Here is a 24,181-nt window from a genome sequence, read left to right as displayed (position 1 = left end):
GGGCTCTCCCTGCGTACTCAGGCGGCGGACGGGCCGGCGACACCGATGAGTCCGGCAAGTCGGGCGCGGTGGCGGTCCGCGGTCCCGAACAGCACCTCGCTGCTGCGTGCCCGGCGCACGTACAGATGTGCCGGGTGCTCCCAGGTGAAGCCGATGCCGCCGTGCAGTTGGACGTATTCCGCCGTCGCCAGGCGGAAGGCCTCGGAGCAGACCACGGCGGCGGCGCTCGCGGCGACCGCGAGCTGCGGCGACGCCACGGCCAGGCAGGCGGTGGCGTACGAGGAGGCCGAGCGTGCCGCCTCCAGCGCGACCAGCACATCGGCCAGCCGGTGCTTGACGGCCTGGAAGGAGCCGATGGGACGCCCGAACTGATAGCGCTGGGCGACGAATTCGACCGTGGCGTCCAGCGCGTGCCCGCTTCCCCCGACCTGCTCGGCGGCGAGTGCGGCGCGTCCCGCGTCGAGGGTCGCCGCCAGCGGGTCCGCCTCCCCCACGGGTGTGGCGAGGGCGCCACGGAACTCCACCCGCGCCTGGCGGCGGGTCTCGTCCAGGACCCGGTGGGGTGTGCGCAGACAGGTCCCGTCGTCCGGCTCGCAGCTAAACAGCCGTACGCCGTCGGGTGTGTGGGCCCGTACCACGATCAGATCGGCGTCGGACCCGTCGAGCACGAAGTCCTCCGCGCCGCGCAGCACCCAGCCCGCGGCTTCACGCTCCGCACTGACGCGGCTCCCGTCGTCGTGGAAACCGGCCACGGTCGCGGTGAGCGTGCCGTCCGCGATCCGCGGCAGATAGCGCTCGCAGGCCTGCCGGTCCTCGCAGTGCAGCAGGGCGTGTGCGGCAAGGACCACCGTGGGCAGGAGCGGGGCGCAGTAGAGCGTGCGCCCCGACTCCTCCATGGCGACGGCGAGTTCGGCGAAGGTGTAGCCCGAGCCGCCGTACTCCTCGGGGATCGCCAGCCCGTGCACACCGATCTCACGTGCGAGCCGCGACCACAGCGCCTCGTCGTATCCGCGCGGGGTGGCCAGGTGCTTGCGGACGTCCTCGGGGCCACTCGTCTCCGTGAAGAAGTCCCGCAGGACAGTACGCAGTTCGCGCTGCTCGTCGGTTTCCGACAGCAGCTGGGGGTCGATCTCGGGGTGGCGACGGTGCATGGGGGTCTCCATCGTGCTGGTACGAGCAAGAAGAGGGTTCAGCGCGTCCCGGGTCCGGTGCCGTGCGGAACGCCCTTGGTGACCGACTCCGGAAGCTCGAGGCCCGGGTCGATCGAGATGGTCTTCGTCAGCAGGAACTCCTGTACGGCGTCCGGTCCGTGCTCACGGCCGAGCCCCGACTTCTTGAACCCGCCGAACGGCGAGCCCAGATCGGCGGCGAAGGTGTTCACCGAGAAGGTGCCCGTGCGCACGCGCCGGGCCACCTCGAAGCCATGAGCTGTGTCCGCTGTGAACACCGAGCCCGCAAGGCCCAGTTCGCTGTCGTTCGCGATGCGGATGGCGTCGTCCTCGCCGCGGTGCGGGATGAGCGCGGCGACGGGTCCGAAGATCTCCTCGCGCGCCACCTTCATGTCGTTGTGGGCGTCGGTGACGAGGGTCGGCTCGTAGTACCACCCGCGGTCCATCGTCGGTGGACGGCGGCCGCCCGCGGCGATCGTCGCGCCCTCCTTGCGCGCCGTGTCGACGTAGTACTCGGTCCTGGCGCGCTGACGCGCGGTGATCAGCGGACCGACCGCCGTGTCGGCCTCCATGGGGTCACCGATCTTGAGGGAGGCGAATCCGTCGGCCAGGGCCTCGGCGTAGGCGCGGTACTGGGACTCCGGAACCAGCAGCCGGGTCTGGGCGACGCAGCTCTGGCCCGAGTTGGTGCCGACGCTGGCGCCGATGAGGGCGGGAAGGACGTCCTCCGTCTTCGCGTCCTCCAGAACGATGGCCGCGGACTTGCCGCCCAGCTCCAGCACGCACGGCCGGATGAGCTCTCCGCAGGCCGCCGCGATCCTGGCGCCCACCTCGACGGAGCCGGTGAAGCTGACCATGTCCACACCGGGGTGGCGCACGAGGTACTCGGACTCCGGGGCCCTGGCCGCGACGATGTTGAGGACACCGGGCGGGAGACCGATCTCCTCGCAGATCTCGCCAACCACGAACGTGGCAAGGGGGTTGGGTTCGGTGACCTTGACGACGACGGTGCAACCCGCGATCAGCACCGGTCCGACCTTCTGTCCGATCGCCGGAAGCGCGAAGTTGTAGGCCGGGAAGGCGGCGACCACGCCGACGGGTTCCTTCACGACCAGGCTGGACCCGGCCATGGGGATGATGCTTCCGCCCGCCGACTTGCCCGCGAGTGAGGAGAGATCGCTGACCCGCACCTCGGCGGTCCGCAGGCTCCGGCCGATCTCGGCGGCGTAGTTGAAGCTCATGACGGGCGACACCGTCTGGTAGACCTGCGACAGGAACAGGGTGCAGCCGAGCTCCTCGGTGATCAGTTCGGCGAGTTCGGCCCGTCGGCGTTCGATCCCGTCCGCCAGACGTGAGACGTAGTCGGCTCGCTCCGACGGGGTGAGGCGGGGCCACTCCCCTGCGTCGAACGCGTGCCGGGCCGCGGCGACCGCGGAGTCGATGTCCTCCTTCGAGGCGGCCGGCACCCGTCCGATGCGCTGCTCGGACCTCGGGGAGATGATGTCGAAGTGGTCCGTACTGTCGGCCGTCCGCCATGCCCCGTTGATGAAGAAGGCCTTGTGGTCGATGGGGTCAGTGAGTGCCATGATTCCCTCCCTGGCCGGCTCCCGGAGCCGGCGTGAACGAGGTGCGGGTCACGTGCGCTGGGCCGGTCGCGCGGCGGTGTCCGCGGCGGTCAGCCCGAAGACGAGGGCCGAGGCGATGCCGCCCGCGTAGGCGCGGTGCCACAGGCCGCCGGTGTCCGACCCGGCCGCGAGGAGTCCGCGCAGCGGCCGACCGTCCTCGCCCAGCACGCGGGCGCGGTCGTCGATGCGCACACCGTGGAACGGGAAGGTGATGGCCGGGACCGTCTCGATCACGTAGTACGGCGGTTCATCCAGCGGGAGACGGTCCAGATCCCGGCCGGGCTTGGGCTCAAGCCCCGCCGAGGCGTGCTCGTTGAACTGCCTGACGGCGTCACGGACGACCTCGCCGCGATACCCCCATTCCTCGGGGAGGTACGCCAGTTCGTCGAGGTCCTCGGCGAATCCGACGCGGCCGCCTCTCTTGCTCGCGAGCCCGAACTTGTCGACGGCGACAGCCCCTTCGACGTACGAGCCGACGACCCAGTCGCGGAACACCCGGGCATCGGCGACGAGGAGACCGCGGCTCTCGGCCTGCTCCAGCAGGGCCATGGTGGTGAGGTGGTCGCCCTGCGTCTCGTCGGTGAACCGCTCGCCCTGCAGATTGAACAGCAGCGCGTGCTCGCTGTAGTACAGCGACATGTCGACGAAGTCAGCGGGATCGGCGAAGGGGATGCCGCTGGGGATGAGGTGGCCGTAGAAGCCCGCGTCCTCGTACCCGGTGGCGGCGCCGGCCTGGGTGGCCAGACGGTAACCTCCGCCCCGGCTGTGGGGGTTGGACCGGAGCTCCATACGGTCGGCGCGGGGGTGCACATGAGCGGTGCGCAGGGCGTGGTCGCCCTGGAACCCGCCGGTCGCCAGGAGCGTGGCCCGGGCGCGCGCCTGCCTGCGCGTGCCGTCGGCCGCCCGCAGGTCCGCTCCGGCCACGGCACCGTCCTCGAGCAGCAGTCGTTCGGTTTCGGTCTCGAGCAGTAGCTCGCCGCCGTGCTCGAGGATCACCCGACGGCAGGTGTCGACATAGTGGTTGGTGTCGAACTGGTGCCCGCGGCCGAAGCTGAGGATGGGCTGCGCGTCCTTGGCCTCCACCCCGAGGGAGCGGATCCAGGCGATGCCGTCATCGAACCGGTCCACCAGCGCGCGCTTGAGGGCGACATCTCCGCGCGGATTGTGGCGGTCCATGACGTCGTGGTCCGGCGCCGTCCACACGTAGCCGGCGAAGCGCGCGGAGCCGCCGACGTCCGCACCGACTTCGACGATCGTGACGGACAAGCCCTTCCTGACCGCACGGGCGCCGGCGGTCAGCCCTGCCATGCCCGCGCCGATGACCAGCAGATCGACGTCTCCCGCTTGCACGCGACTCTCCTCCTGCGAAGGGATCGGCTCCCCGGCGCGATGCGCCGGATTCCGCCTGACAGCCAGCCAGCTAAACCGAATCCGATTCAAAGCGCAAGGAGTCGCACGGATCAACGCTCCGACTCCGATCAATAGGCTTAACGCCCAGATTCCCCTGAGGCAAGAGGTCTGGAGCGATCCAGATAATTGACACAAGTTCAGTTTGGTTTCAGATTGAGGATCGCGTGACACCGTGTGTATCGACCGGTCCGGCAACCCGACTCGCCACTCTCGAAGGAGAGAGCACATGGAAACTCTCGACGGCAAGGTCGCATTTGTGACGGGTGCGGGCCGGGGCCAGGGCAGGACGCGGTGGACTCGGTCGGCTGTCCGCCGGCCACGAGCGACGACCTCAGGGGGACCGTCGCGCAGGTCGAGGCACGTGGGCGTCGCGCCCTCACGGGCACCACGGACGTACGCGACCTCGGTCAGGTGCAGAAGGTCGTCGACGCCGGCCTCGCCGAGTTCGGCGGGATCGACATCGTCTGCGCCAACGCATCGGCTCGTGGTCGACCAGCTGGGAGATGTCCGAGCAGGTGTGGAAGGACATGTTCGACGTCAACCTCACCGGTGTCTTCAACACCGTCCGCGCCTCGCTCCCGTCCATGGTGGAGCGGGGTGAAGGCGGCTCGGTCGTCCTGACCAGCTCGACGGCAGGCCTGCTCGGCTATCTCAACACGGCGCACTGCACTGCAGCGAAGCACGGCGTTATCGGCCTGCTGAAGGTGCTCGCCCAAGAGCTGGGCCGCACCATATCCGGGTCAACATCCGGGTCAGCATCCGGGTCAACGCGGTCTGTCCGACCACGGTGAACACGCCGATCATCGCGAACTCCCCGGCCTTCGAACTCTTCACCGCCCCACACCACCAACTCGCCGAGGACCATGAACCCGTGGCGCGTTCCCTTGCACCCCAAGTCCCCGCCCGGTTCGCGTCCGTGGACCGGGTGGCCGAGCCGCCGGGTTCCGTGTTCGTCCAGGGAGCGGCGCTCTGGCTGGAGTGCCGGATCGTCCGGGAGGTCCCCGCCGGCGACCACGCCATCGCGCTCCTCGAGATCGACCGGCTCTCGCCGTACGCCACGGCCCCCCCGGTTGTCTTCCACGCCGGCACCTTCACGTCCCTGGCGAAGAGCTGACGGGCTGCGGGTCCATCGCGAACGCCCCCGAGATCCTCACCGGACGGGACCGCACCGGAGGTCACAAGACCGGCTCAGCCCTGCACGGCGGCCACCGCGGCGTCGTCCTTCCCGTCGAAGTAGGCCCGTTCCGCGCGAGCCAGGAACGTCAGGTCGGAGGGCTCGCCGCGGACCGCGATCGCACCCTCGTGCAGGACGGCCACCTCGTGAGCGGCGGACGCGGCGCGGGTGAGCGACTGCTCCAGCAGGACGACCGTCATGCCCTCGTGGGCGAGCCGGCCGAGGCGGGCGTACACCTCGTCGACCATCGCCGGGGACAGGCCAAGCGCCGGTTCGTCGACGATGAGCAGGTCGGGCCGTGCCATCAGGGCCCGGGCGATCGCAAGGATCTGCTGCTCACCTCCGGAGAGCCCAGCGGCGGGTACGCCCATCCGCTCACGCAGCCGCGACGGCAGCCACTCGGCGGTCTCCGCGAGCCGCGCCCGCAGATCCGCGCCCCTGATGCCTGCCGCGTACGCGGCGACCTCCAGGTTCTCGCGCAGGGAGAGCGTCTTGAAGAGGGCACGGCCCTCGGGCACCAGTGCGGTGCGCAGGTCTCCGTCGGCCTCGCGCCGGCCGCGGGTGGGCCGGAGCGTGCCGTGCAGGATGCGGCCCAGCGTGCTCTTGCCCGCGCCGTTGGCGCCGACGATACCGACGATGCTGCCCTGGGTGATGGCGAGGTCGACCCCGCGCAGCGCGGTCACTCCGCCGTAGGCGTGGTCCACACCGTCGAGCCGCACAACGACGCGTTCCGTACCGTCCCTGTGCGGGAGTTCGCCGCGCGTGCCGCCCTCGCCGAGGTAGGAGGTGCGCACCCGGGGGTCGTCCAGGACCTTGCCGGGCTCACCCTCGCCGATGGGCCGGCCGAAGTCGAAGGCGACCACCCGGTGGGCGACCGCGAACAGGTCGTCGAGCACATGGTCGATGATCACGATGGCGGTTCCACGTCGCTGTTCCTGCACGATCTGCCGCGCCAGCAGGGTGCGCTCACCGGCATCGAGCCCGCCGAACGGCTCGTCCAGGATGAGCAGTTCGGGCTCCTCCGCGAGCGCCCTGGCCAGGTCGAGACGCTTGTGCAGGCCGAACGGAAGCTCGGCCGGGTAGCGGTCCGCGACGTGCGTGAGGCCGACCCGGTCCAGCAACTCGGCGGCCCTGGCCCGATTCTGCGCGGTGATCCGGCGACGGGTGCAGAGCACGTTCTCCAGGACGGTCAGCTCGGGGAACGTCTCGGCGTGCTGGAAGGTGCGCCCGATGCCGAGCCTGCGGCGGGCGGTGGCGCGCGACCTCAGCAGGGGCTTGCCGTCGTACTGCACGCTGCCGGCCACCCGCCCGCCTCCGACGAGTCCGGACAGGACGTTCAGCAGCGTCGTCTTGCCTGCCCCGTTGGGGCCGATGATCGCGAGGGTCTCCCCGGCCCGTACGGACATCGAGGCGCCCTCCAGCGCCCTGAGGCCGCCGAAGGTGACGGTGACCTCGTCAAGACGCAGCAGCTCGGGGGCGGTTGATGAAGGGGCGGGGACGGGCTCGATGAACGGCTCGGTCGGGTCCGCCAGGGCCGGGGGATGCGACGCGGACCTGCGCAGCAGTCGGCGGACCACCTTTCCCAGGAAGGGCACCACTCCACCCGGCAGGACCAGCAGCACGGCGATGAGCACGAGCCCCTGGAGGATCGGCTGCGGTATCCCGGCGCTCTCGGCGGCCGTCGGGGACCAGGTCAGGTACGCCCCACCGACGACCGCGCCCAGCAGGGTGCCCGCGCCACCGAGTATGCACGCGGCGATCAGCGAGATCGCCAGCGCCAACGAGAACGGGTCCGGGCTGACGAAGCCGACGACCAGGGCCAGCAGGACACCCGCCAGCGCCGCAAACGCGGCGCTGACCGCGAAGGCCAGAGCCGACTGGGCCTCCGGCGCGATGCCGATCGAACGGGCCGCCATAGGGTGGGACTTGGCGGCGACCAGCCGCATCCGCAGGGAGCTGGGCCGGGCCAGCGCGGCCACGCCCAGTGCGATCCCGGCCGCGCCGACGGCGATGTACTGCGCCTGGGTGCCGGCACTGGCGAGCGTGCCAAGCCCCAGGGCACTGTCCAGCTTCTCCATCGGAATGCCCTGGTCACCACCGGTCACACTGGTCCACTGGCCCATCACCTCCAGCGACACCATGGTGAACGCGAGTGTCAGCAGGGCCACGTACAGCATCGAGAACCGCGCGCCCACGCCCCCCAGAAACGCCCCGAACGCCGCACTGCACCCCATCGCGCCGAGCACCACGAGCTCCAGCGACCAGCCGTGCGTGCTGCCGTACGCCGCGAAGTAGGCACCCATGGCGAAGAACGCGGGATGGGCGATCGACCAGATGCCGGCCCAGCCCGCGAGCAGATTGACCGAGATGACGAGGACGGTGTAAACCGCCGCGAGCCCTACGGAGTACGCCTGGTAGGGCGGAACGGCTCCGGTAGTGAGCACGGCGATAAGCACGGCCGCGGCGAGTGGACCGAGCGCCGCCCTGGCGATGGTGGATCGACTGACGTCAGACATGGACCGCTCCCTCAGACCCGCTGGAACGTGCGTACACCGAACAGCCCCTGAGGGCGGATCAACAGCACGAGAATGGTGAACGAGAAGACGAACGTGTCGCGATAGCCGGCCGAGACGTAGACCGCGGCCAGGTTGTCCAGCACGCCCACCGTCAATCCGCCGATGACGGCCCCGTACATGCTGGTCAGACCGCCGAGGAAGATCCCGGCGAAGGCCCGGAACAGCGGTGCGCTCAGCACCGTCGGCACAAGTCCGGCCCGGGGCGCGTACAGGAAGGCGCCGAGCGCGGCGAGGCCGAGCCCGAGCGCCCAGGCGATCCGGGCGATGCGCTGCGAGCCCAGGCCGAGGATCTGCGCGGTGTCAGCGGACTCGGCGACGGCGCGCATGGCGGAACCGATGGTGGTGCGTCCGAAGAGATACGCCACCAGCGCCATCGCGACGGCCGCCACTGCGATGGTCAGCAGGCTCTGCGTCGGTATCGCCGAGTCGCCGAACGAGACCGATCCCTCGACCAGGCTCGGGAAGAGCCGTGGCTGGTCGTCCCAGACCGTGCTGATGACGCTCTCCGCAATGAGCGAGACGCCCATCGTCATGACCAGCGCCGAGAGCAACTCCCCCTGCGCCAGCGGCCTGATCACCGTCTCACGGGCGACCAGGCCGATGCTGGCGGTCAGTACGATCGCGGCCGCGGCGGCCAGCAGCAGCGGCAGGCCGCTGTCGTACAGCGTCAGCGATGCGTACAGCCCGACGGTGGCCAGGCTGGCGAGCGCGAAGTTCACCACGTCCGTCGCCCTATAAATGATCACCAGCCCCAGTCCCATCAGGCCGTACACCGCACCACTGGCGAGACCGCTCACCAGGACGAGCAGAAACTGATCCACGTCGACCGTCTCCTCGCGCCGGACACCCGCGCGCCCGGCACCTCGGCGCCTCATGAGCGCATTGCAAACTGAACTCAATTTGAGAACCGTAGGTACCGGACTCCAGGTGGGCAATACCCGTGCACGAGTTGATTTCTGCGCGCCTTCGGCCACGGCGAGAGCGGGGCAGCTCGAGCAAACTGCAGCCGATCAGGACGATCAGGTCGTAAAACGACCGCCATTGGCGAGCAGCACCGCTCCGACCAGGTTCGCCGCCGCATCGCTCGCCAGGAACAGGGCGATGTCGGCGATCTCCTCGGGCGTCGCGTACGGGCGGACCCCCGGGTCGGCGAAACCGGTGCGCAGAGCCGCGGGGGTACGTGCCGCCATGCCGGTCTCCGTCGGACCGGGCGCGACCACGTTCACCCGTATCCCGGACGCGACGACCTCCTTGGCCACGGCCTGACTCAGGGCGTGCACGCCCGCCTTGGACGCGGCGTAGTGCGGATAGCCGACGGGCGCATCGAAGGCCGACGAGGAGCCGATGACCACGATCGCTCCCGCCTCGGCAGGCCGCATCGCCCGCACCGCGGCGCGCAGCACATGGAACGTGCCGTCCAGATTGACGCTCATGACGCGTCGCCAGGCGGTGTCGGCGAGCCGGTCCGTCACCCTGATCCGACACCCGTCGACCAGCGCATCCGCAATCCACTGCTTGACGTCCGGGTCGTCGACTCCGGCGGCGTGGACCACGATGTCGAGCTTCCCGTGCTCCCGCAGCACGCCCTCGACCGCCGCGTCGACCGCGGTCGCATCCACCACGTCGAGCGCGACAGCCCGGCCGGTGGGCAGCTCCTTGGCGACGACCGAGGCAGTCTCGCGGTTCAGGTCGGCGAGAACGACTGCTCCCGCCCCCTCGGCGGCCAACTGCCTGGCGACAGCGGCACCCATGCCCGATCCCGCGCCCGTCACCATCGCGACCTTGCCCTCGAACCGACCCTGCCGTGTGCCTGTGTTCATCCTCGCGCTCCCTCTCGATACTGAATTGACTTTGTTTCTGTTACCGTCGCCGTGGTCGGGCTGACAAGACCCTGGGGGTGACGCATGAGGGCGGTACGGCTGACAGCGTGGGGACGGAAGCCGGCGCTCGCCGAGGTCGAGCGACCGGTCCCCCGCGAGTCCGAGGTTCTGGTGCGGGTGGAAGCCGCAGGGCTGTGCCACTCGGACATCCACGTCGTGGACGCGTCCCCAGGAGCCCTCCCCTACAAGCCGCCGTTCACCCTCGGTCACGAGGTCGCGGGGCACGTCGCGGCCCTCGGTCCCGACGCCGACGGGCCGACGGTCGGTGAACGCGTCGCGCTCTACGGACCGTGGGGGTGCGGCGCCTGCGCCCGCTGCGCCGCGGGCCGGGACAACTACTGCGACCGACGCGACAGCCTCGGCTGGCACGGGGTCGGACTGGGCCTGGACGGAGGGATGGCCGAGTACGTCCTCGTCCCGTCCGCCCGCCATCTGGTGCCGATCGGCGACCTGCCGGCTGATCAGGCTGCACCCCTGTCGGATGCAGGCCTGACCTCGTACCACGCCGTCGCCGGAGTACGCCATGCCCTCGGAGACGGCACCACCGCCGCCGTCATCGGCGTCGGCGGTCTCGGCCACCTGGCTGTCCAGATCCTCCGCGCAACCACTCCGAGCCGCGTCCTCGCGGTCGACATCCGCGAGGAGGCCCTCGCGCTCGCGCACCGGTGCGGAGCACACTTCAGCACCCTGTTGCAGGGGAACACCGCCCATACGCTGAGGGCACAGAGCAGCAACGTGGGAGCGGACGCCGTGCTCGATTTCGTCGGCAACGCGGCTTCGCTGGAACTCGCCGTCGACATCCTGCGCCCAGGCGGGGAACTCGCGGTCGTCGGAAGCGGCGGCGGGCACCTGACGGTCCGTAAACCAGGTGTCCTGCCTTCCGGCTTCCGGCTGTCGCTGCCGTTCTGGGGCAGCAGGCACGAGCTCGTAGAGGCCGTCGCACTGGCACGCTCGGGGGCATTGCACGTCGACACAGAACAGTTCCCACTGTCCGCAGCGGCAGAAGCGTTCGCCCGACTCCGCCAAGGACAGGTGCGGGGGCGGGCTGTGCTCATGCCAGGCTGACAGGCGTCGACGGCATCGACCAGGTCCTGCTGGAGGCGCTGTTCACCCAGGCGCCGTGCAGACCGCTGCCCCGCGCGGAGAAGCTGCAGGCCAGACCCAGAATCGTATTTTCGAGCAGAACACCCATACCTCGGGTTCCGGACATGGGGTCGCCGCTCCCGGCCCACTCCCGGTGGGAGCACGGGTGACCAGCGGCAAGAGCGCAAGCGCATGACCCGAGGCCCACTCGATCGACGAGGAGCTGTGGATCGCAAAACGGGCACGGACGGGAACGCGCGCGCAAGGAATCGCATATGTGCGCAGCCGCCCGAGTGGGAGCAACCGGACAAGGGGACGGGTGGGAGCGTGCTCCCACGTGCCGCTCCCACCCGGGAGCGCGGGAAAAGCAACGAGGGGCCGTTCGGAAAACGACCCCTCATCTGCGACTTTCGAATGTTCGAAAAGTCGGGACGACAGGATTTGAACCTGCGACCCCTTGACCCCCAGTTGTTGAGTCACTGAGCGGCGCGCGACGGGTCGTTCTTCGAGGCCACCGTCAAGCGTACTCGGCCGAGTAAAGGAGTCTGCGTCTCCTGGCTCCGCCTGGCATCCGCGAGATCTTGTCGCCGCACATGCGCCGCGGCACCGCAGAGGACAGCGGCACCTTGAGGACCTGAGCACCTCCGCGAACGTCTTCATCACTGGGCGCGGTGGATCCGATCTCGGCGAAGTGGGATTCTCCTCGAACAGAGTGTGCAGGGCCCACCCTCGCGAACACGGGACGAGATCTTTTACGGCCCCCGATCTATGCGCTGGTCGATGCGGTGCACCTCGGCCATGTCACGGGAGGTGCTGGAGTCGGCGAGACCCGTGAGTCCGTCGACGGCGACGGCGTGCCCATCCCGCGCCTACCAACCCTCCCGCTGCCTGGCACCCCCGATCAAGGCACGCCCAGGAGGCAGGCCCGCCTGACCTGCGCGGACGCATGTATCAGCACCCATAACTACACGTCGCCCTGCCCGAGCGATACCTAGTGCTAAGAATAGGAGTATTCTTTGGTACCAGGAGGTAGGTGTGAACATCACGGATGAGAAGCGGCGCGGGGCAACCCGAACGACGGCGCCCTTGAAGGTTGATGCGGCCATAGACGAGCTGATCGCCGACGGTGCGCACTTTCTCGGCATGACCAAGAAGGACCTCGTCGCCGAAGCCGTGCGCGTCTACCTGGAGATCCGCCGCGAAGAGGTCCGGGCGAACATGCTCGAGAAGATGCGCAAGCTCGACGGAGGGCTGGAATCGAGCGTCTCGCTGCTGACCGGGCTGTCGCCTGAGCGCATCAAGGAACTTGGCGGAGTGGGCGAGGACGACTGATCCGTGCACCCCGCCCGTCCCACCCTCCGCACGCTTCGCGAGGACCTGAAGCTACCGCTCCCCTCCGCCCGCCAGCCCCTCGACGAGATCGACCACCCCATCCTGTCCAAGGCCCGGGAACAGTTCGCCGAGGACGAGGCAGGCCATGAGCGGATCCGGTCCATCGACGACGAGGTGCTGTTCAAGGTCAAGGTCCAGCGCTGGCGAGGCGCGGTCTGGGCTGAAGAGGACCCTGCCCTGGCTGGTCGCTGCCGGACAGCGCGAGGACGGCTCGGGGGACGACTTCTATGCCGCACTCGAAGCCGACGCGAAGGCCGCACGCGCCCGCTACAACAGCGAGCACTCCAAGCCGCTGCCCGGCAGGACCTACGTCGGTCACCTCCTGCCCACCCAGAACGGCTACGACCGGTACCAGCTCGAAGCAGGCACCCGGCTCGTTCGCCGCCTGGCCTCTGTCATCAAAGATCTGACCCGCGGCTCGCTCCACGACGGGTACGAACACCCTGCCGACTTCCCCACTTTCCGCCTCGGCATCCTGGCCCGCGCTGACGACGGCCACGAAACCTATGCAGCCGTACGCATCACCGGCTCCGTCCCCGACGACCTCGCCGCCGTCATCCTGCGACATGTTCCCGGTTGCGACCCCAAGGCATGGTTCCCCGAATACGCCCTGCCCAGCCGCCCGCTCCTCCCCGCCGAACAGGCCTGGTCCACCCTCATGGACCCCAAGGCCGCCGCCCAACTCCTCGACGAAGATTGACTGGCTACACCCTGCCTATGCCTGAGGACACTCGCGACTTGATCGTTCAGCGCGGGTGAGGGGCAACTGCGCTGCCTCGGGCACCGGTTCGTCCCAGGCCACGTCGCGTACCTCGGCATCCTTGCCGTCATCGGCCACGCCGCCCCGCCGCTCGGCTACGGCATCGTAAGCGTCTGGAGTCGTTTGTCGGCTTCGCCCGGCCCGAACCGGCCGGGTCGAAGTCGGCCACCGAGTCGATGTCGAGCCACTCCAGCATGTTCTCGAGGCAGGCGCCGCAGCTCGCTGCGTGGCAGACGGACGAGGAGCCCCGCCAGGACGGCCCGATCCGCGAAAGCGAACTTGACCCTGGCCGAGCCGAGTTACCGGTGTAACACGATGAGCTGGTGGCGTAGGGCGAGGATTTCGGTGTCCTTGGCATAGCCGTCCATAGGCGGCAGGCGCAGAGCGGCGAAGGTGTTCGTGACGGTCAGACAGACGAGGCGCCACAGCACGAGCGATCAGCATGCCAACGGATCCACCCGTGCCCGGCAGCCGGGGTGACCTGCGCGGACGAGGTTTCCGGCACCCGCAATATGTCGAGCAGCGCCGCAAGGATGGCGACGAGCGGCTCCACATCGTCGACGGCACAGCACTGTTCGACCCCGAGGACCTCGCCCCCGTTACCCGATGGCCTGCGGGCCACAATCGGCGCGGCGTTCGGGTGACGCGGTCTCGATGCCCTCGCGCGGCACCTGCCCGCTCGGCGGGCGCGCTTTCAGGTCGAGCTGATCACGGTGCAGGAACCCGATCTCCTCGAAACCGAAGCACACCTGTCCCTGCCTCAGCCGCCGATCACCGCTACTGCCTGCAGATTCGGGTCTGACCGCGCCCCGGAGCCGGGAGCTCACCTGGCGAACGCCCCGCGGCCGGCCGTCTCCGGTCTCCCCGGGCAATAGGATCGGGCCGAGGGTGGCACACCGGACGGGTCGGGAGAGCACGCGTAGCGGGGAATGCGAGGGAACGGCTGGCTGAGCTGCTCGGTGGGGCGAAGTCGGCGGGGGCCTTCAGCGCCCAGCTCAAGGCGCCCGCGCACGGTCTCAGGCTCGAGGTGGCCGGCGTCGGGCCGGTGAGTCTTCCGCTGCGCGCGCCCCAGGCGAAGAAGCTGATCGCGGTGGCGCGCCCGGCGTTGTTCGGCCGGGGCGAGGAGACACTGAGCGACACCGGCGTCCGCGACACCTGGCAGATCTCGCCGGACCAGATCACCCTGGCCGGCCCCTCGTGGTCGGCGCTGCTGAGTGGCGCGCTGGAGCATTTCCGGGACGAGCTCGGGCTCCCGGCGACAGCCCGGCTGCGGGCCGATCCGCATACGCTGCTGGTGTACGGCAAGGGCCAGTTCTTCCTCCCCCATCAGGATTCGGAGAAGGACGACGCGATGGTGGGCACGCTGGTGCTCTGTCTGCCCTCGGCGCACACCGGCGGAGAACTGGTCATCGAGCATGCCGGACAGCACAGCACCTACCGCGCCTCGAAGACGGAACTGACCCTCATCGCCTTCTACGCCGACTGTCGACACGAGGTGACCCCGGTCCGGTCCGGGTGCCGGGTGGCCCTCACCTTCAACCTGCTCGCCGAGCCCGGGACTTCGGCTCCTGCCTCCGGCCCGCTCCCCGAGCTGGCGCGCTGCCTGGACCAGCACTTCGGCACGCCCGCCAAGCCGCGCTATGCGTTGCGGGACCTCGACCCGCCGAACCGGCTGGTGTATCTGCTCGACCACGAGTACACGCAGCGGGGCCTGAGCTGGGAGCGGCTCAAGGGCGCCGACGCCGAGCGCGCCGCGCTGCTGCGCGCCGCCGCCGGACAGGCCGACTGCGAATCGGTGCTCGCCCTCGCCGAGGTCAAGCAGACCTGGGACGCCTACCCCGCCGGTGACGCCCCCTGGGACGACTACCACGGATACGACGAAGACGACGAGTACGAGGACGAGGACGACAGCCCCGCGACCGACGACGACTACGTCGTCCAGGACCTGATCGACGACGAGATCACCCTCGACTGGTGGACCGGCCCGGACGACACCGGCGGCGCGCCGATCTCGTTGTACGTCCACGACTACGAGGCCTGCACCAGCACCCCAAGCGCGGACCTCACCCCCTACGAGTCCCAGTACGAGGGCTACATGGGCAACTACGGCAACACCCTGGACCGCTGGTACAGGAGGGCCGCGGTCGTCGTGTGGCCGCGCGAGCGCGCGTTCGCGGCGCGCGGCGAGGCCGGGCCGCGGTGGGCCCTCGAGGAACTGCAGGGCCGCATCCAGCGAGGAGACCTGGACGGCGCACGCACCGCGGCCGAATCCCTTGCACCGTTCTGGAAGCACACCGATGCCCAACCCGAGCTGCTGGAGGGCGCGTTGCACGTGGCCGCGGGCCTGGGTGTGGCCGAGACCGCGGCGATGCTGCTGGAGCCGTTCCGGGTGAACGCACTGGGACCGCAGCACGCCCATGGGCTGGCCGCTGCGGTCGAACGGTACGGCACCGTGTGGCTGCGCCAGGTCGTCGGCGGCTGGTTCGGCCCCCGGTACCGCTACGAGCCACACGGGTACAAGTGGACCGAGAGGCTGCCGGACCTGTGCACGGCGCTGCGGTCCTTGGGCCCGGCGGGGACAGCGGCAGCGCGGCTGCTGCCCACCGGGACCTGGATCGCGGTGGACGAAGACCTGCGACAGTGGACCGCGACCGGGCCGGCCGAGATCCGCCGCCCCCGACTGGAGCAGCTGGGCCTGCCGCTGCAACACCTCCTGCAGGCGGCCGACCAGGAACAGCGGACTGAGAGCCTGGCCGTGCTGCGCGCCCAGGCGGACACGGTGCTGGAATGCCTGATGCCGATGCTGCGCCGCGCGGCGCAGGCGCAGGCGCTGCCGACGGACACCCGGCGCGCGGCGGGGCTCGACACGGTCGCGCGCGACTGCACGGGCCGGCTCCGCGCGATCGTCGCACGACAACTGCGTGCCGCGGACGACTGGTCGATCGCCTGGATCGGCTGCGGCTGCGACCTGTGCGCCACCCTGGAGACGTTCCTCGCCTCCCGCTCACGGCGTGTCCTCGAATGGCCGCTGGCCAAGGACGGACGCCGGCACGTACACACCAGGATCGACTCGGCCGGTCTCCCGGTGCTCCACCAGACCAGACGGCAGGGACGCCCGTACACCCTCGTACTGACCAAGACCGAGCAGCTGTTCACCCGCGAGCAGACCGCCCGTCGCCAGGCCGAAGCCGACCTGACCTGGCTGACCTCGACCTGGAACACCCTCCCCGCCGGGCCGCGTTGAGCCCGTGGGACCTTGTCGGCGCATGCGATGAACCGTCAGCCATGATCTCGAGCCGGGACAGGCGCTGTGGGTGCCCGGCCCGCAACGGAAGACGGCGGTCGTGAAGCAGCGCACCGCCATACATACACCAGCTGCGTCGTACGGCATGGGGTGCCCACTCAGCCGAGGCCGGCTTTGTCCAGGCGGGCCAGGAAGCTGGTCTTGCGGCGGTGTTCGGCACGCAGGCCGTGCACGTAGTCGGTGAATTCCGGCTCGGTACCGAGCTCACGGTGGACATCGCGCAGGGTCTTCATGTGGCGGACGGCGTACTGGTAGCGGTACTTGTTGCCACTCTCACCGAGATAGAGGTCGATCAGTCTCCGGTACGGGACGACACTGTCGGCCGGATGGACTGGCCGCCACTCGGCGAGGAGGTCCTGCAGGACGTACGTCGACAGGGCGTCGAGATGCGCTGTCGCTGTCTGCCATGCCTCTTCGGCCAGGCCCTCCGCGCGCAGGCACGCGATCAGTTCGGTGACGTGGGCGGGGTTCTCGGCCAGCCGGACGCGCATCAGGTCCAGGGCCCAGATGACCGTCTGCGGGCTGTCGAGCTGCCGGGCCGTCGCGGCCAGCGCGGCCAGCGCGGCCAGCGCAGCGAACGCGGAGGCGAGCGGGGTGCGGGCGAAGACGTCCCGGCGCACCGACAGGGCTTCCTCTCGCTTCCCGCCGGCGATGAGGAGTGCCACGAGCTCGTCCGTGAGCTGGGGCTTGAACGGGCTGGCGGGGTGGGCCTCCAGCCCGCGGCGTGCCCAGTCGGTGGCCTCCGCTTCGCGGCCTGCGGCCCGGAGCACGCGGACGATCTTGACGTACTGATCGGGTCCGGTCAGTGACCGGGCGAGCACCTCGACGTAGTGGTCGGTGTCGCCGGAGATCTCCGCGAGCTGTTCCCGCAGATGCCGCACGCCGAAGGCGGTGCCCCAGTCGTCGGCCCGCTCGGGGTCGTCGGCGCGCTGCTCGACCAGGTCGGTCAGCTGCCGCACACCGCGCTCCCCCAGGGCGGGGGCGAAGTGGGCCAGGGGGATGTCGAACACCGTGGCGGCGATCCAGTTCGCCAAGGCGCGGGGATCCTTGGGCGGGGCCGCCGCCAGCGCCTGGGCGTAACGGGCCGTCAGTGCGCGCAGGGCGTCCCCCTCCGCTACCGGAGGAGTCGTCCAGGTACATCAGGGCCCGGGTGACCCGGTCCACCGCCGTGCGCAGCCGACGGGCCGCCTCGGCCGCGTTTCCGGTCTCCAGCAGGCGTCCGGCCGCTTCGTCGACGGCCCACGCGGTGGCCACGTACTCGCGGTCCCCGGCGTACGGACCGCGTCGCCGGTCGCGCCGCAACCCGTCAACCAGCTGCTGAAGGGAGGTCTCCTCGCTCATGGGTCCATCTCAGCACGCCTTGGGGCGCGGGTAGGGTTGCGGGCCGTGAGCGAGTACCAGTACTACGAGTTCCTGGCCGTCGACCGACCTCTGGATCCTGCACAGTTGCAGCAGGTCCGGTCCCTGTCCACCCGGGCCACCATCTCCCCGACCCGCTTCGTCAACGAGTACCACTGGGGCGACTTCCGCGGTGACACCACCAAACTGGTCGAGCAGCTCTACGACGCCCACCTGTACTACGCGAACTGGGGCAGCCGCCGCCTCGTCCTCCGTCTGCCTGCCAACGTGCTCCCGGTGAAGACGGCCGCCGCCTACGCCATGGAGGAGGCCCTCACCGTGTGGACCCGCTCCGGCCACACCCTGCTCGACTTCTCCCTGGACAGTGAGGACGGCGAGGAATGGGACTTCGAGACCTCTCTCGAGCTGTCCTCCCTGATCGGCCTGCGCGCCGAACTCGCCACCGGTGACCTGCGCCCGCTCTACCTCGCCTGGCTGGCCGCCCTCACCGTCTGGGAACTGGCCGAGGACGACGAGGAGGAGTATGCCCGCGAGATGGAACCGCCGGTCCCCGCAGGCCTGGCCGAACTCACCGGCCCACAGCGCGCCCTGGCCGACTTCCTGAAAGTGGACCCCGATCTGCTGACCGCCGCAGCCCAGGCGAGCGAGCCCGGCCCCGCACCGGGCCCGGACCGGCGCGAACTCGCGGCATTCATCGCATCTCTGCCGGCGAAGGAGAAGGACAACCTGCTCCTGCAAGCCGTCCTGGGCAGCAGCCCACAGCCTGGACCAGAGCTACTGGCCCGCTACCACTCCACTGCCACTTCCGCCACCACCGCCCCGCCCACATCGCGCCGCAGTGCCGCCGAACTCCTCGACGCGGCCTACCACTGCCGCACCGAACGCACCCGGCGCGAGTAGGAGACCCACCGCAAGACCGTCGAGGAACGCGCCCGCGCCGCAGCCCAGGCCGCCAGCGACACCTGGGCGGCCGACCGGACACGGCTCGGCCCCTCGTCCGCGGGCCGGGCAGGATGGGGTCATGCGTCATACCACGGCCGTTCGCCGTCTCCGTACGATCACCGACGCCTGCCACCGTGCCCGGCGACTGCCCGGCGGCGGCGCTCTTCTCGCCGTGCATGCCTACGGCCCCATCCTGGAAGGGACGGGAGACATCCCGGTGGTGCACATCGCTCTCGTTGTGGACCTGCCCGCCGAGGAGCTGCCCTGGGGCGTCGAGCCTCCCGAGTGCACCGCGCTGGCGAACCTCCTCGACCTTGGCAAGGCGCCGGTCGTGCGGCGCTGGCGGCCCGCGGCCTGGCCGGTGTGGAACCACGCGATTCGTCGTCCGTTGCGCATCTGGTCCCCCGCAGGACCCGATACCCGTGCGCTGGACGCGCTTGCCGCGGGCCAGGCCGGCTCGCTGCGGCTGGCCGCCCCTCAGCCGACCGAGGAGGACGAGCAGCGGCGCGTCGAAACCGCCGCCTCCCTCCTCCACTTGCGTCGGGTACGCGACCGCTACTGGGACGACGGGCCGTGGCGGCGCGCCCACCGAGGCTCCGGCCGGTTTCCGGAGGACTCGCTGTGGGGGGCGGTCGACGGCTACCTCGAACTGCTCGACGCGGCAGCCGAGGCGCCACCCCACAGGTAGCCGTGGGTACGGCGCCGCCCCGACGCCGACAGCGCCGTCCAAAGGGGTCGCTGCTGCTCAGCGTTGGCGAGACGCGTGATGTGACGGCGAGGTGATGGCATCCGCCAGCTTCGACGCCGCAGGATGACGCCGTCATCGTGGAGCCAACGCACGTTCCCCACCGGAGGTGAGCATCATGGCACCTCGCTCCCCCGAGCGCGGTCGTCTCTACCAGCGCTGCGGCTGCCGTCGGCCCGGATGGCCGGCAGTTCGGCGCGGCCTGTCCGAAGCTCAAGGGCCGTTCCCGGCACGGCTCGTGGGCCTTCGCCGTCGACCTGCCGTCCGTCGACGGCAGACGCAAGCCGCACTGCCGTAGCGGCTTTCCCACCCGCAAGGCCGCCCACGCCGCCTTGGAGCGTGCGCTGACGTGTGAGCGCACCGGCCTGTACGGCGACGAGGGCCTCTCCCTCGCCACCTACCTGGCGGACTGGCTGCGCACCAAGGAGGAGGTGCTCAAGCCGACCACGTTCGTCCGCTACCGCGACTACGTCCGCGCCGACCTCATCCCGTCCTTCAGACGCCTCGCGCTCCAGGATCTGCGGCCTCGTCACATCGTCGCCTGGCAGGAGGCCGAGCTCGCCCGTGGCCGGGGGCGCACCACCGTCTACCGGATCGGCGCCACCCTCTCCAGCGCCCTCGGCTCCGTCGTGCGCGCCCGGCTGATCGCGGACAACCCGTGCCGGCACGCGATGCTGCCGCGGCCCGTAGCGCAAAAACGGATCTGCTGGAACCCCACCCAGGCGGCCGCGTTCCTGCGCCACAACCACACCCACTACGGCGACCAGCTGGCCAACCTGTTCGAGCTGCTGCTGGGCACCGGCATGCGACGCGGCGAGGCCCTCGGCCTGCACTGGACCGATGTCCACCTGTCGGAGAAGACGCTGCTGGTGCGGTGGAACCTCACGGCCGTCAACAACAACCGGCTCTACCTCGGCCACCCCAAGACCAAGGCGAGCCGGAACTGGGTGAGCCTGTCCCCGCGCGTCGCCGCCGCATTGGAGCGCCAGGCCTCCCTCGCCCAAGCCAGCCAGCCCCCGGGCACCCCCTTGGAGGGCCTGGTGTTCTGCCAGCCGGACGGCTCACCACTGCGCCCGCAGGGCATCCTCACCGAGCTGCGCCGACGCTCCGAGGAGATCGGCCTTCCCCAGATCGGCGTCCACGACCTGCGCCACACCGCCGCCACCATCATGATCAGCTCACGGGTCCCGCTCGCCGTGGTCTCCAAGACCCTGCGCCACTCGACGCTGTCCACCACGGTCAACCTCTACGGCCACCTGCTGCCCCACGCCGCCCGCGACGCCGTCACCGCAATCGACAAGGCCCTCACGCGCGCCGACCGCAAAGACCACCAGACCGCTCCGGCGTCAGAAGACCGGGCAGCTTGATACCGGTCGCCGGTAGTCGTCGGCTGCCATCACGCCGCCATCACGTGTCACACGAACGCATCCAGCGGGCCTGCCATAGTCGGCAGACCCGCTGGTGAACACCGTCGGGACGACAGGATTTGAACCTGCGACCCCTTGACCCCCAGTCAAGTGCGCTACCAAGCTGCGCCACGTCCCGGTGCCGTCTGACCTGGGCTTTCCCCCGGCCGAGCACGCATGGAAACAATACCGCACTCGGGTCGGTGGTCGCGCACCCGATTATGTGTGGCCGGCGCACGGGGCAGCTCGCCGACGAGTGACGCTTGACCTGAAGTTTGGTTGAGGTTGCACGATCGTCCACATGACGATCATCGACGAAGGCACCCGTACGTACGGCTGCACCGACCTGCCCCGCCTGATGGCCCTCATGACCGGCGACGAGAAGCACGGGCCTGCGGCGACGTCCACGCTGGACGTGCTGTGGGTGCTCTACGACCGGGTGCTGCGGGTCGAGCCGGGGCGGCTGGAGGACCCCGGGCGGGACCGGTTCCTGCTGTCCAAGGGGCACGGGCCGATGGCGTACTACGCGGTCCTGGCTGCCAAGGGCTTCGTTCCGGTGGACTGGTTGCCGGGCTTCGGCTCCTACGACTCCCCGCTCGGGCACCACCCCGACCGGATGCTGGTGCCGGGCGCCGAGATCGGCAGCGGCTCGCTGGGGCACGGGCTGCCGATCGCCGTCGGCACGGCGCTGGGGCTGCGTGCCCAGGGCCTGGTCGAACCGCGGGTGTGGGTGCTGATCGGGGACGCCGAACTGGACGAGGGCAGCAACCACGAGGCGATCGCCTTCGCCGGGCCCGCCGGACTGGACCGGCTGCACACCGTCGTCGTGGACAACGCCTCCGCCAGCCACGCCCGGCCCGGCGGCATCGCGGCTCGCTTCGACGCGGCGGGCTGGTCCACGGTGACCGTCGACGGCCGCGATCACGCGGCACTGCACGCCGCCTTCACCGCGCCGCATCCGGGCCGCCCACACGTGGTCGTGGCCCGGGTGGAGCCGAAGTCCGCGTGAGGCAGCGATCGGGCAGGCCTGCAGAACCAGTTCGCTCTCCCTACGGCCTCAGCGAAGGAGCCGACGTCCATGGACACCATGCGTGACCGTTTCGCCCCTGTCATCTCCCGGTTGCTCGACGAGGATCCCCGGGTCGCGGTCGTTCTGGCCGAGATCGGCGTGGACGGTTTCGCCGACGCCCGGGGACGGCACCCCGACCGGGTGATCAACGTCGGTATCCGCGAGCAGCTGCTCATCGGGACGGGCGCGGGGCTGGCGCTGACCGGGCTGCGGCCGGTCGTGCACACCTTTGCCAGCTTTCTGGTCGAGCGGCCGTTTGAGCAGGTCAAGCTGGACCTCGGCCACCAAGGGGTGGGGGCGGTGCTGGTGAGTGCCGCGGCGTCCTTCGACTGGCCGGCGGGCGGGTACACGCACATGGCTCCCGGCGATGTGGCGCTGCTCGACACCGTCGACGGCTGGACCGTGCACGTGCCCGGCCACCCGGACGAGGCCGAGACGCTCCTGCGCCAGGCGGTCGCCGCCGACGACGACAAGGTGTACGTCCGGCTGTCGGTGCAGTCGAACGCGCACGGCCTCCCGGTCGACGGCGCGCGTCTCCGTACGGTCCGCGAGGGGCGTGCGGGGGTGGTCCTCGCCGTCGGGCCGACGCTCGACGCCGTGCTCGACGCCACGGAGGGCATCGATGTCACCGTGCTCTACGCGACGACCGTCCGGCCTCTCGACACGGCCGCCCTGCGCCGGGCCACGGAGTCGGCGGGGACGGACGTCGTCCTTGTCGAGCCCTACCTGGCAGGCACCTCGACAGCCACCGTGAACGACGCCCTCTCCCACGTACCGCACCGTGTCCTGGGCCTGGGAGTGGGCCGCCGGGAGCTGCGCCGCTACGGGACCGTCGAGGAGCACGTCGCCGCGCACGGCCTCGACGCCCGGTCACTGCGGGAGCGGATCGCGGGTTTCGTGGCGGGAGCCCGGTGAGTCACCCCTTCTCCGCCATACAGGCCCGTCACGCCTTCTCCGCACACACCTCCCCCGGTATGCCCTTCCTCCCGGAGCGGGCCGTCGGCGGGTCGACGCGCACCAGGCCGCGTATCGCCGGGACCGAGAGCAGGGCGATCACGACGACGAAGCTCATCGCGCCGGAGACGAGGAGGACGTGGTCCGCGCCGAGGGCGGCTGCGGCCGGGCCTGCGAGGGCCTGACCGACGGGCATCATCGCGAGGGAGCCGGCGACGTCGTAGGCGTGGATGCGGTTCAGGACGTCGGGCTGCACCTGGGTCTGGACGCTGGTCGCCCACATGACGCCCCAGAACGACATCCCGGCCCCGGCCACGGCGGCACCGGCGGCCATCGCCGGGACGTCGAGGCCGAGGCCGACGGTTGCGGGGAACCCGGCGAAGCCGACGAGGGCGATCGCCCCGGCCCGTAGCATCCGGCGGGGGCGCAGCCTGAGGGCGAGGAGTCCGCCGACGACGGTGCCGGCGCCCAGCGCGGAGTTGACCAGCCCGTAGGCGCGCGGGCCGTGCTCCTGGACGACCTCCGTGGCGACGAGCGGCACGGTCGGACCGTGGACGGCGATCATGTAGACGCACCAGATGGCGATCACGCCCCACAGCCAGGTGCGCGACCGGAACTCCCGCCAGCCCTCGACGAGATCGGCCTTGAAGGCGCTCGCGCCACGCCCCGGAGAGCGGCTGCCCTGCGGAAGCGGGGGCAGCCGGAGCAGCAGCAGGCAGAGGGCGCTGACCGCGTAGGTGGCGGCATGGGCCGCGAACACGCCGCCCGGTGAGGCGAAGCCGACCAGGAGGCCGGCGACGGCGGGACCGGCGAGTTGGGCGACGGACTCGGCGATGCGTACGGCGCCGTTGGCGCCCTGGAGGTCGGAGGCGAGCCGGGGCACCATGCCGGCCACACCGGGCTGGAACACGGCGCCCGCGACCCCGTTCACGACGCCGATCGCGCAGATCTCCCAGAGAACCACGTGATCCATGAGGAACAGCACGGCCGCGAAGGACTGGGTGCCGAGCCGCACCAGATCGGCGCCGATCATCAGCTTGCGCGTGCTGAACCGGTCGGCGATGACCCCGCCGAAGACGACGAGGCCGGCGAAGGCCGCGGCCGTCGCCGCCATGGCGAGGCCGACCGCGCCCGCGCCGTACCCGTGCTGGAGGAGGCCTGCGGCGAGGGCGACCGGGAGCATGGTGTCGCCGAGCCGGGCGACACCCCGGGCGACGAAGAACAGCGCGAAGTCCCGCGACCAGACCGGCCGCGCTCCCCCGCCGCTCCGCTCACGCGGCGCCCCGGCAACGTTGTCACCCCGGCCGTCGCCGAACCTGCCGCCGCTCCCCGC

Annotated in this window: 21 protein-coding genes and 1 tRNA gene; 11 read left to right on the top strand and 11 right to left on the bottom strand. The window is 70.5% G+C overall.

From position 1 onward, the window contains the following. Positions 1-17 precede the first annotated feature (17 nt). Genes StrepF001_RS37930 through StrepF001_RS37920 form a run of 3 tightly spaced genes read right to left on the bottom strand, consistent with a single transcriptional unit; the run spans position 18 to position 4,144 of the window. Positions 18-1,151, bottom strand: a complete 1,134-nt coding sequence (locus StrepF001_RS37930) for an acyl-CoA dehydrogenase family protein (protein ID WP_129802715.1) — start codon at positions 1,149-1,151, stop codon at positions 18-20. Between the two features lie 38 nt (positions 1,152-1,189). Beyond that, positions 1,190-2,755 (bottom strand): aldehyde dehydrogenase, encoded by a 1,566-nt coding sequence (locus StrepF001_RS37925; RefSeq protein WP_129802714.1) that lies wholly within the window; start codon positions 2,753-2,755, stop codon positions 1,190-1,192. Positions 2,756-2,803: 48 nt separating this feature from the next. Continuing rightward, the gene (locus tag StrepF001_RS37920; RefSeq protein WP_129802713.1) at positions 2,804-4,144 is read right to left on the bottom strand and encodes an FAD-binding protein; all 1,341 of its coding nucleotides are present in this window, start codon (positions 4,142-4,144) and stop codon (positions 2,804-2,806) included. Positions 4,145-4,707: 563 nt separating this feature from the next. Between StrepF001_RS37920 and StrepF001_RS37915 the strand changes: the two genes are divergently transcribed. Next, on the top strand, positions 4,708-4,995 hold the full coding sequence (locus StrepF001_RS37915; RefSeq protein ID WP_129802712.1) for an SDR family NAD(P)-dependent oxidoreductase: 288 nt from the start codon (positions 4,708-4,710) through the stop codon (positions 4,993-4,995). Next, the gene (locus StrepF001_RS37910; protein ID WP_206307065.1) at positions 4,992-5,318 is read left to right on the top strand and encodes a flavin reductase; all 327 of its coding nucleotides are present in this window, start codon (positions 4,992-4,994) and stop codon (positions 5,316-5,318) included. The genes StrepF001_RS37915 and StrepF001_RS37910 overlap by 4 nt, the downstream gene beginning before the upstream one ends. A 74-nt stretch (positions 5,319-5,392) precedes the next feature. Here the strand turns inward: StrepF001_RS37910 and StrepF001_RS37905 are convergent, their stop codons facing one another. The 3 genes from StrepF001_RS37905 to StrepF001_RS37895 form a co-directional block, all read right to left on the bottom strand. Next, positions 5,393-7,894, bottom strand: coding sequence for an ATP-binding cassette domain-containing protein (locus tag StrepF001_RS37905; RefSeq protein ID WP_129802710.1), 2,502 nt, complete (start codon positions 7,892-7,894; stop codon positions 5,393-5,395). Positions 7,895-7,905: 11 nt separating this feature from the next. Continuing rightward, positions 7,906-8,775 carry a branched-chain amino acid ABC transporter permease gene (locus StrepF001_RS37900; RefSeq protein ID WP_129802709.1) on the bottom strand — a complete coding sequence of 290 codons (870 nt, stop codon included), beginning with the start codon at positions 8,773-8,775 and terminating at the stop codon, positions 7,906-7,908. A 198-nt stretch (positions 8,776-8,973) separates the two neighbouring features. Further along, positions 8,974-9,774, bottom strand: a complete 801-nt coding sequence (locus StrepF001_RS37895; RefSeq protein WP_129802708.1) for an SDR family NAD(P)-dependent oxidoreductase — start codon at positions 9,772-9,774, stop codon at positions 8,974-8,976. Positions 9,775-9,858: 84 nt separating this feature from the next. On the opposite strand from StrepF001_RS37895, the gene StrepF001_RS37890 reads away from it, so the two are divergent. From StrepF001_RS37890 to StrepF001_RS37880, 3 genes are all read left to right on the top strand, one after another. Beyond that, positions 9,859-10,899 (top strand): NAD(P)-dependent alcohol dehydrogenase, encoded by a 1,041-nt coding sequence (locus tag StrepF001_RS37890; RefSeq protein WP_129802707.1) that lies wholly within the window; start codon positions 9,859-9,861, stop codon positions 10,897-10,899. 1,053 nt (positions 10,900-11,952) lie between these two features. After that, complete coding sequence (locus tag StrepF001_RS37885) at positions 11,953-12,249, top strand: hypothetical protein (protein ID WP_240797844.1); 297 nt, start codon at positions 11,953-11,955, stop codon at positions 12,247-12,249. Positions 12,250-12,394: 145 nt separating this feature from the next. Then, a complete protein-coding gene (locus StrepF001_RS37880) occupies positions 12,395-13,009 on the top strand; it encodes a hypothetical protein (protein ID WP_240797843.1) in 615 nt (204 codons plus the stop codon). A gap of 359 nt (positions 13,010-13,368) precedes the next feature. Here StrepF001_RS37880 and StrepF001_RS49755 read toward each other — a convergent pair whose 3' ends face one another. Next, positions 13,369-13,500 carry a hypothetical protein gene (locus StrepF001_RS49755; protein WP_276322872.1) on the bottom strand — a complete coding sequence of 44 codons (132 nt, stop codon included), beginning with the start codon at positions 13,498-13,500 and terminating at the stop codon, positions 13,369-13,371. A 168-nt stretch (positions 13,501-13,668) separates the two neighbouring features. Then, positions 13,669-13,818 (bottom strand): hypothetical protein, encoded by a 150-nt coding sequence (locus StrepF001_RS46605; RefSeq protein ID WP_206307064.1) that lies wholly within the window; start codon positions 13,816-13,818, stop codon positions 13,669-13,671. A gap of 296 nt (positions 13,819-14,114) precedes the next feature. On the opposite strand from StrepF001_RS46605, the gene StrepF001_RS37875 reads away from it, so the two are divergent. Further along, positions 14,115-16,313, top strand: coding sequence for a 2OG-Fe(II) oxygenase (locus StrepF001_RS37875; RefSeq protein ID WP_240797842.1), 2,199 nt, complete (start codon positions 14,115-14,117; stop codon positions 16,311-16,313). Between the two features lie 158 nt (positions 16,314-16,471). On the opposite strand, the gene StrepF001_RS37870 is transcribed toward StrepF001_RS37875, so the two are convergent. After that, positions 16,472-17,407 (bottom strand): DUF6880 family protein, encoded by a 936-nt coding sequence (locus StrepF001_RS37870; RefSeq protein ID WP_129802705.1) that lies wholly within the window; start codon positions 17,405-17,407, stop codon positions 16,472-16,474. Positions 17,408-17,759: 352 nt separating this feature from the next. Here StrepF001_RS37870 and StrepF001_RS37865 point away from each other — a divergent pair, with 352 nt between their 5' ends. From StrepF001_RS37865 to StrepF001_RS37855, 3 genes are all read left to right on the top strand, one after another. Next, positions 17,760-18,632 (top strand): hypothetical protein, encoded by an 873-nt coding sequence (locus StrepF001_RS37865; RefSeq protein ID WP_129802704.1) that lies wholly within the window; start codon positions 17,760-17,762, stop codon positions 18,630-18,632. 121 nt (positions 18,633-18,753) lie between these two features. Further along, positions 18,754-19,362 carry a hypothetical protein gene (locus StrepF001_RS37860; RefSeq protein WP_129802703.1) on the top strand — a complete coding sequence of 203 codons (609 nt, stop codon included), beginning with the start codon at positions 18,754-18,756 and terminating at the stop codon, positions 19,360-19,362. 389 nt (positions 19,363-19,751) lie between these two features. Next, complete coding sequence (locus tag StrepF001_RS37855) at positions 19,752-20,786, top strand: site-specific integrase (protein WP_129802702.1); 1,035 nt, start codon at positions 19,752-19,754, stop codon at positions 20,784-20,786. Between the two features lie 104 nt (positions 20,787-20,890). Here StrepF001_RS37855 and StrepF001_RS37850 read toward each other — a convergent pair. Then, positions 20,891-20,964, bottom strand: a tRNA-Pro gene (locus StrepF001_RS37850). A 162-nt stretch (positions 20,965-21,126) separates the two neighbouring features. Here StrepF001_RS37850 and StrepF001_RS37845 point away from each other — a divergent pair. Both StrepF001_RS37845 and StrepF001_RS37840 read left to right on the top strand, forming a co-directional pair. After that, positions 21,127-21,834 (top strand): transketolase, encoded by a 708-nt coding sequence (locus StrepF001_RS37845; RefSeq protein WP_129802701.1) that lies wholly within the window; start codon positions 21,127-21,129, stop codon positions 21,832-21,834. Between the two features lie 69 nt (positions 21,835-21,903). Next, on the top strand, positions 21,904-22,809 hold the full coding sequence (locus StrepF001_RS37840) for a transketolase (protein ID WP_129802700.1): 906 nt from the start codon (positions 21,904-21,906) through the stop codon (positions 22,807-22,809). A 28-nt stretch (positions 22,810-22,837) separates the two neighbouring features. Here the strand turns inward: StrepF001_RS37840 and StrepF001_RS37835 are convergent, their stop codons facing one another. Beyond that, entirely contained in the window at positions 22,838-24,073 is a 1,236-nt protein-coding gene (locus tag StrepF001_RS37835; protein WP_129802774.1) for an MFS transporter, read from the bottom strand. Positions 24,074-24,181: the final 108 nt, after the last annotated feature.

This window comes from Streptomyces sp. F001 (assembly GCF_004187715.1).
GTDB classification, from domain to species: Bacteria; Actinomycetota; Actinomycetes; order Streptomycetales; family Streptomycetaceae; genus Streptomyces; species Streptomyces flavusporus.
The sequence above is the reverse complement of the archived record's forward strand: the minus strand, read 5'-3'. Positions and strand labels throughout refer to the sequence as shown.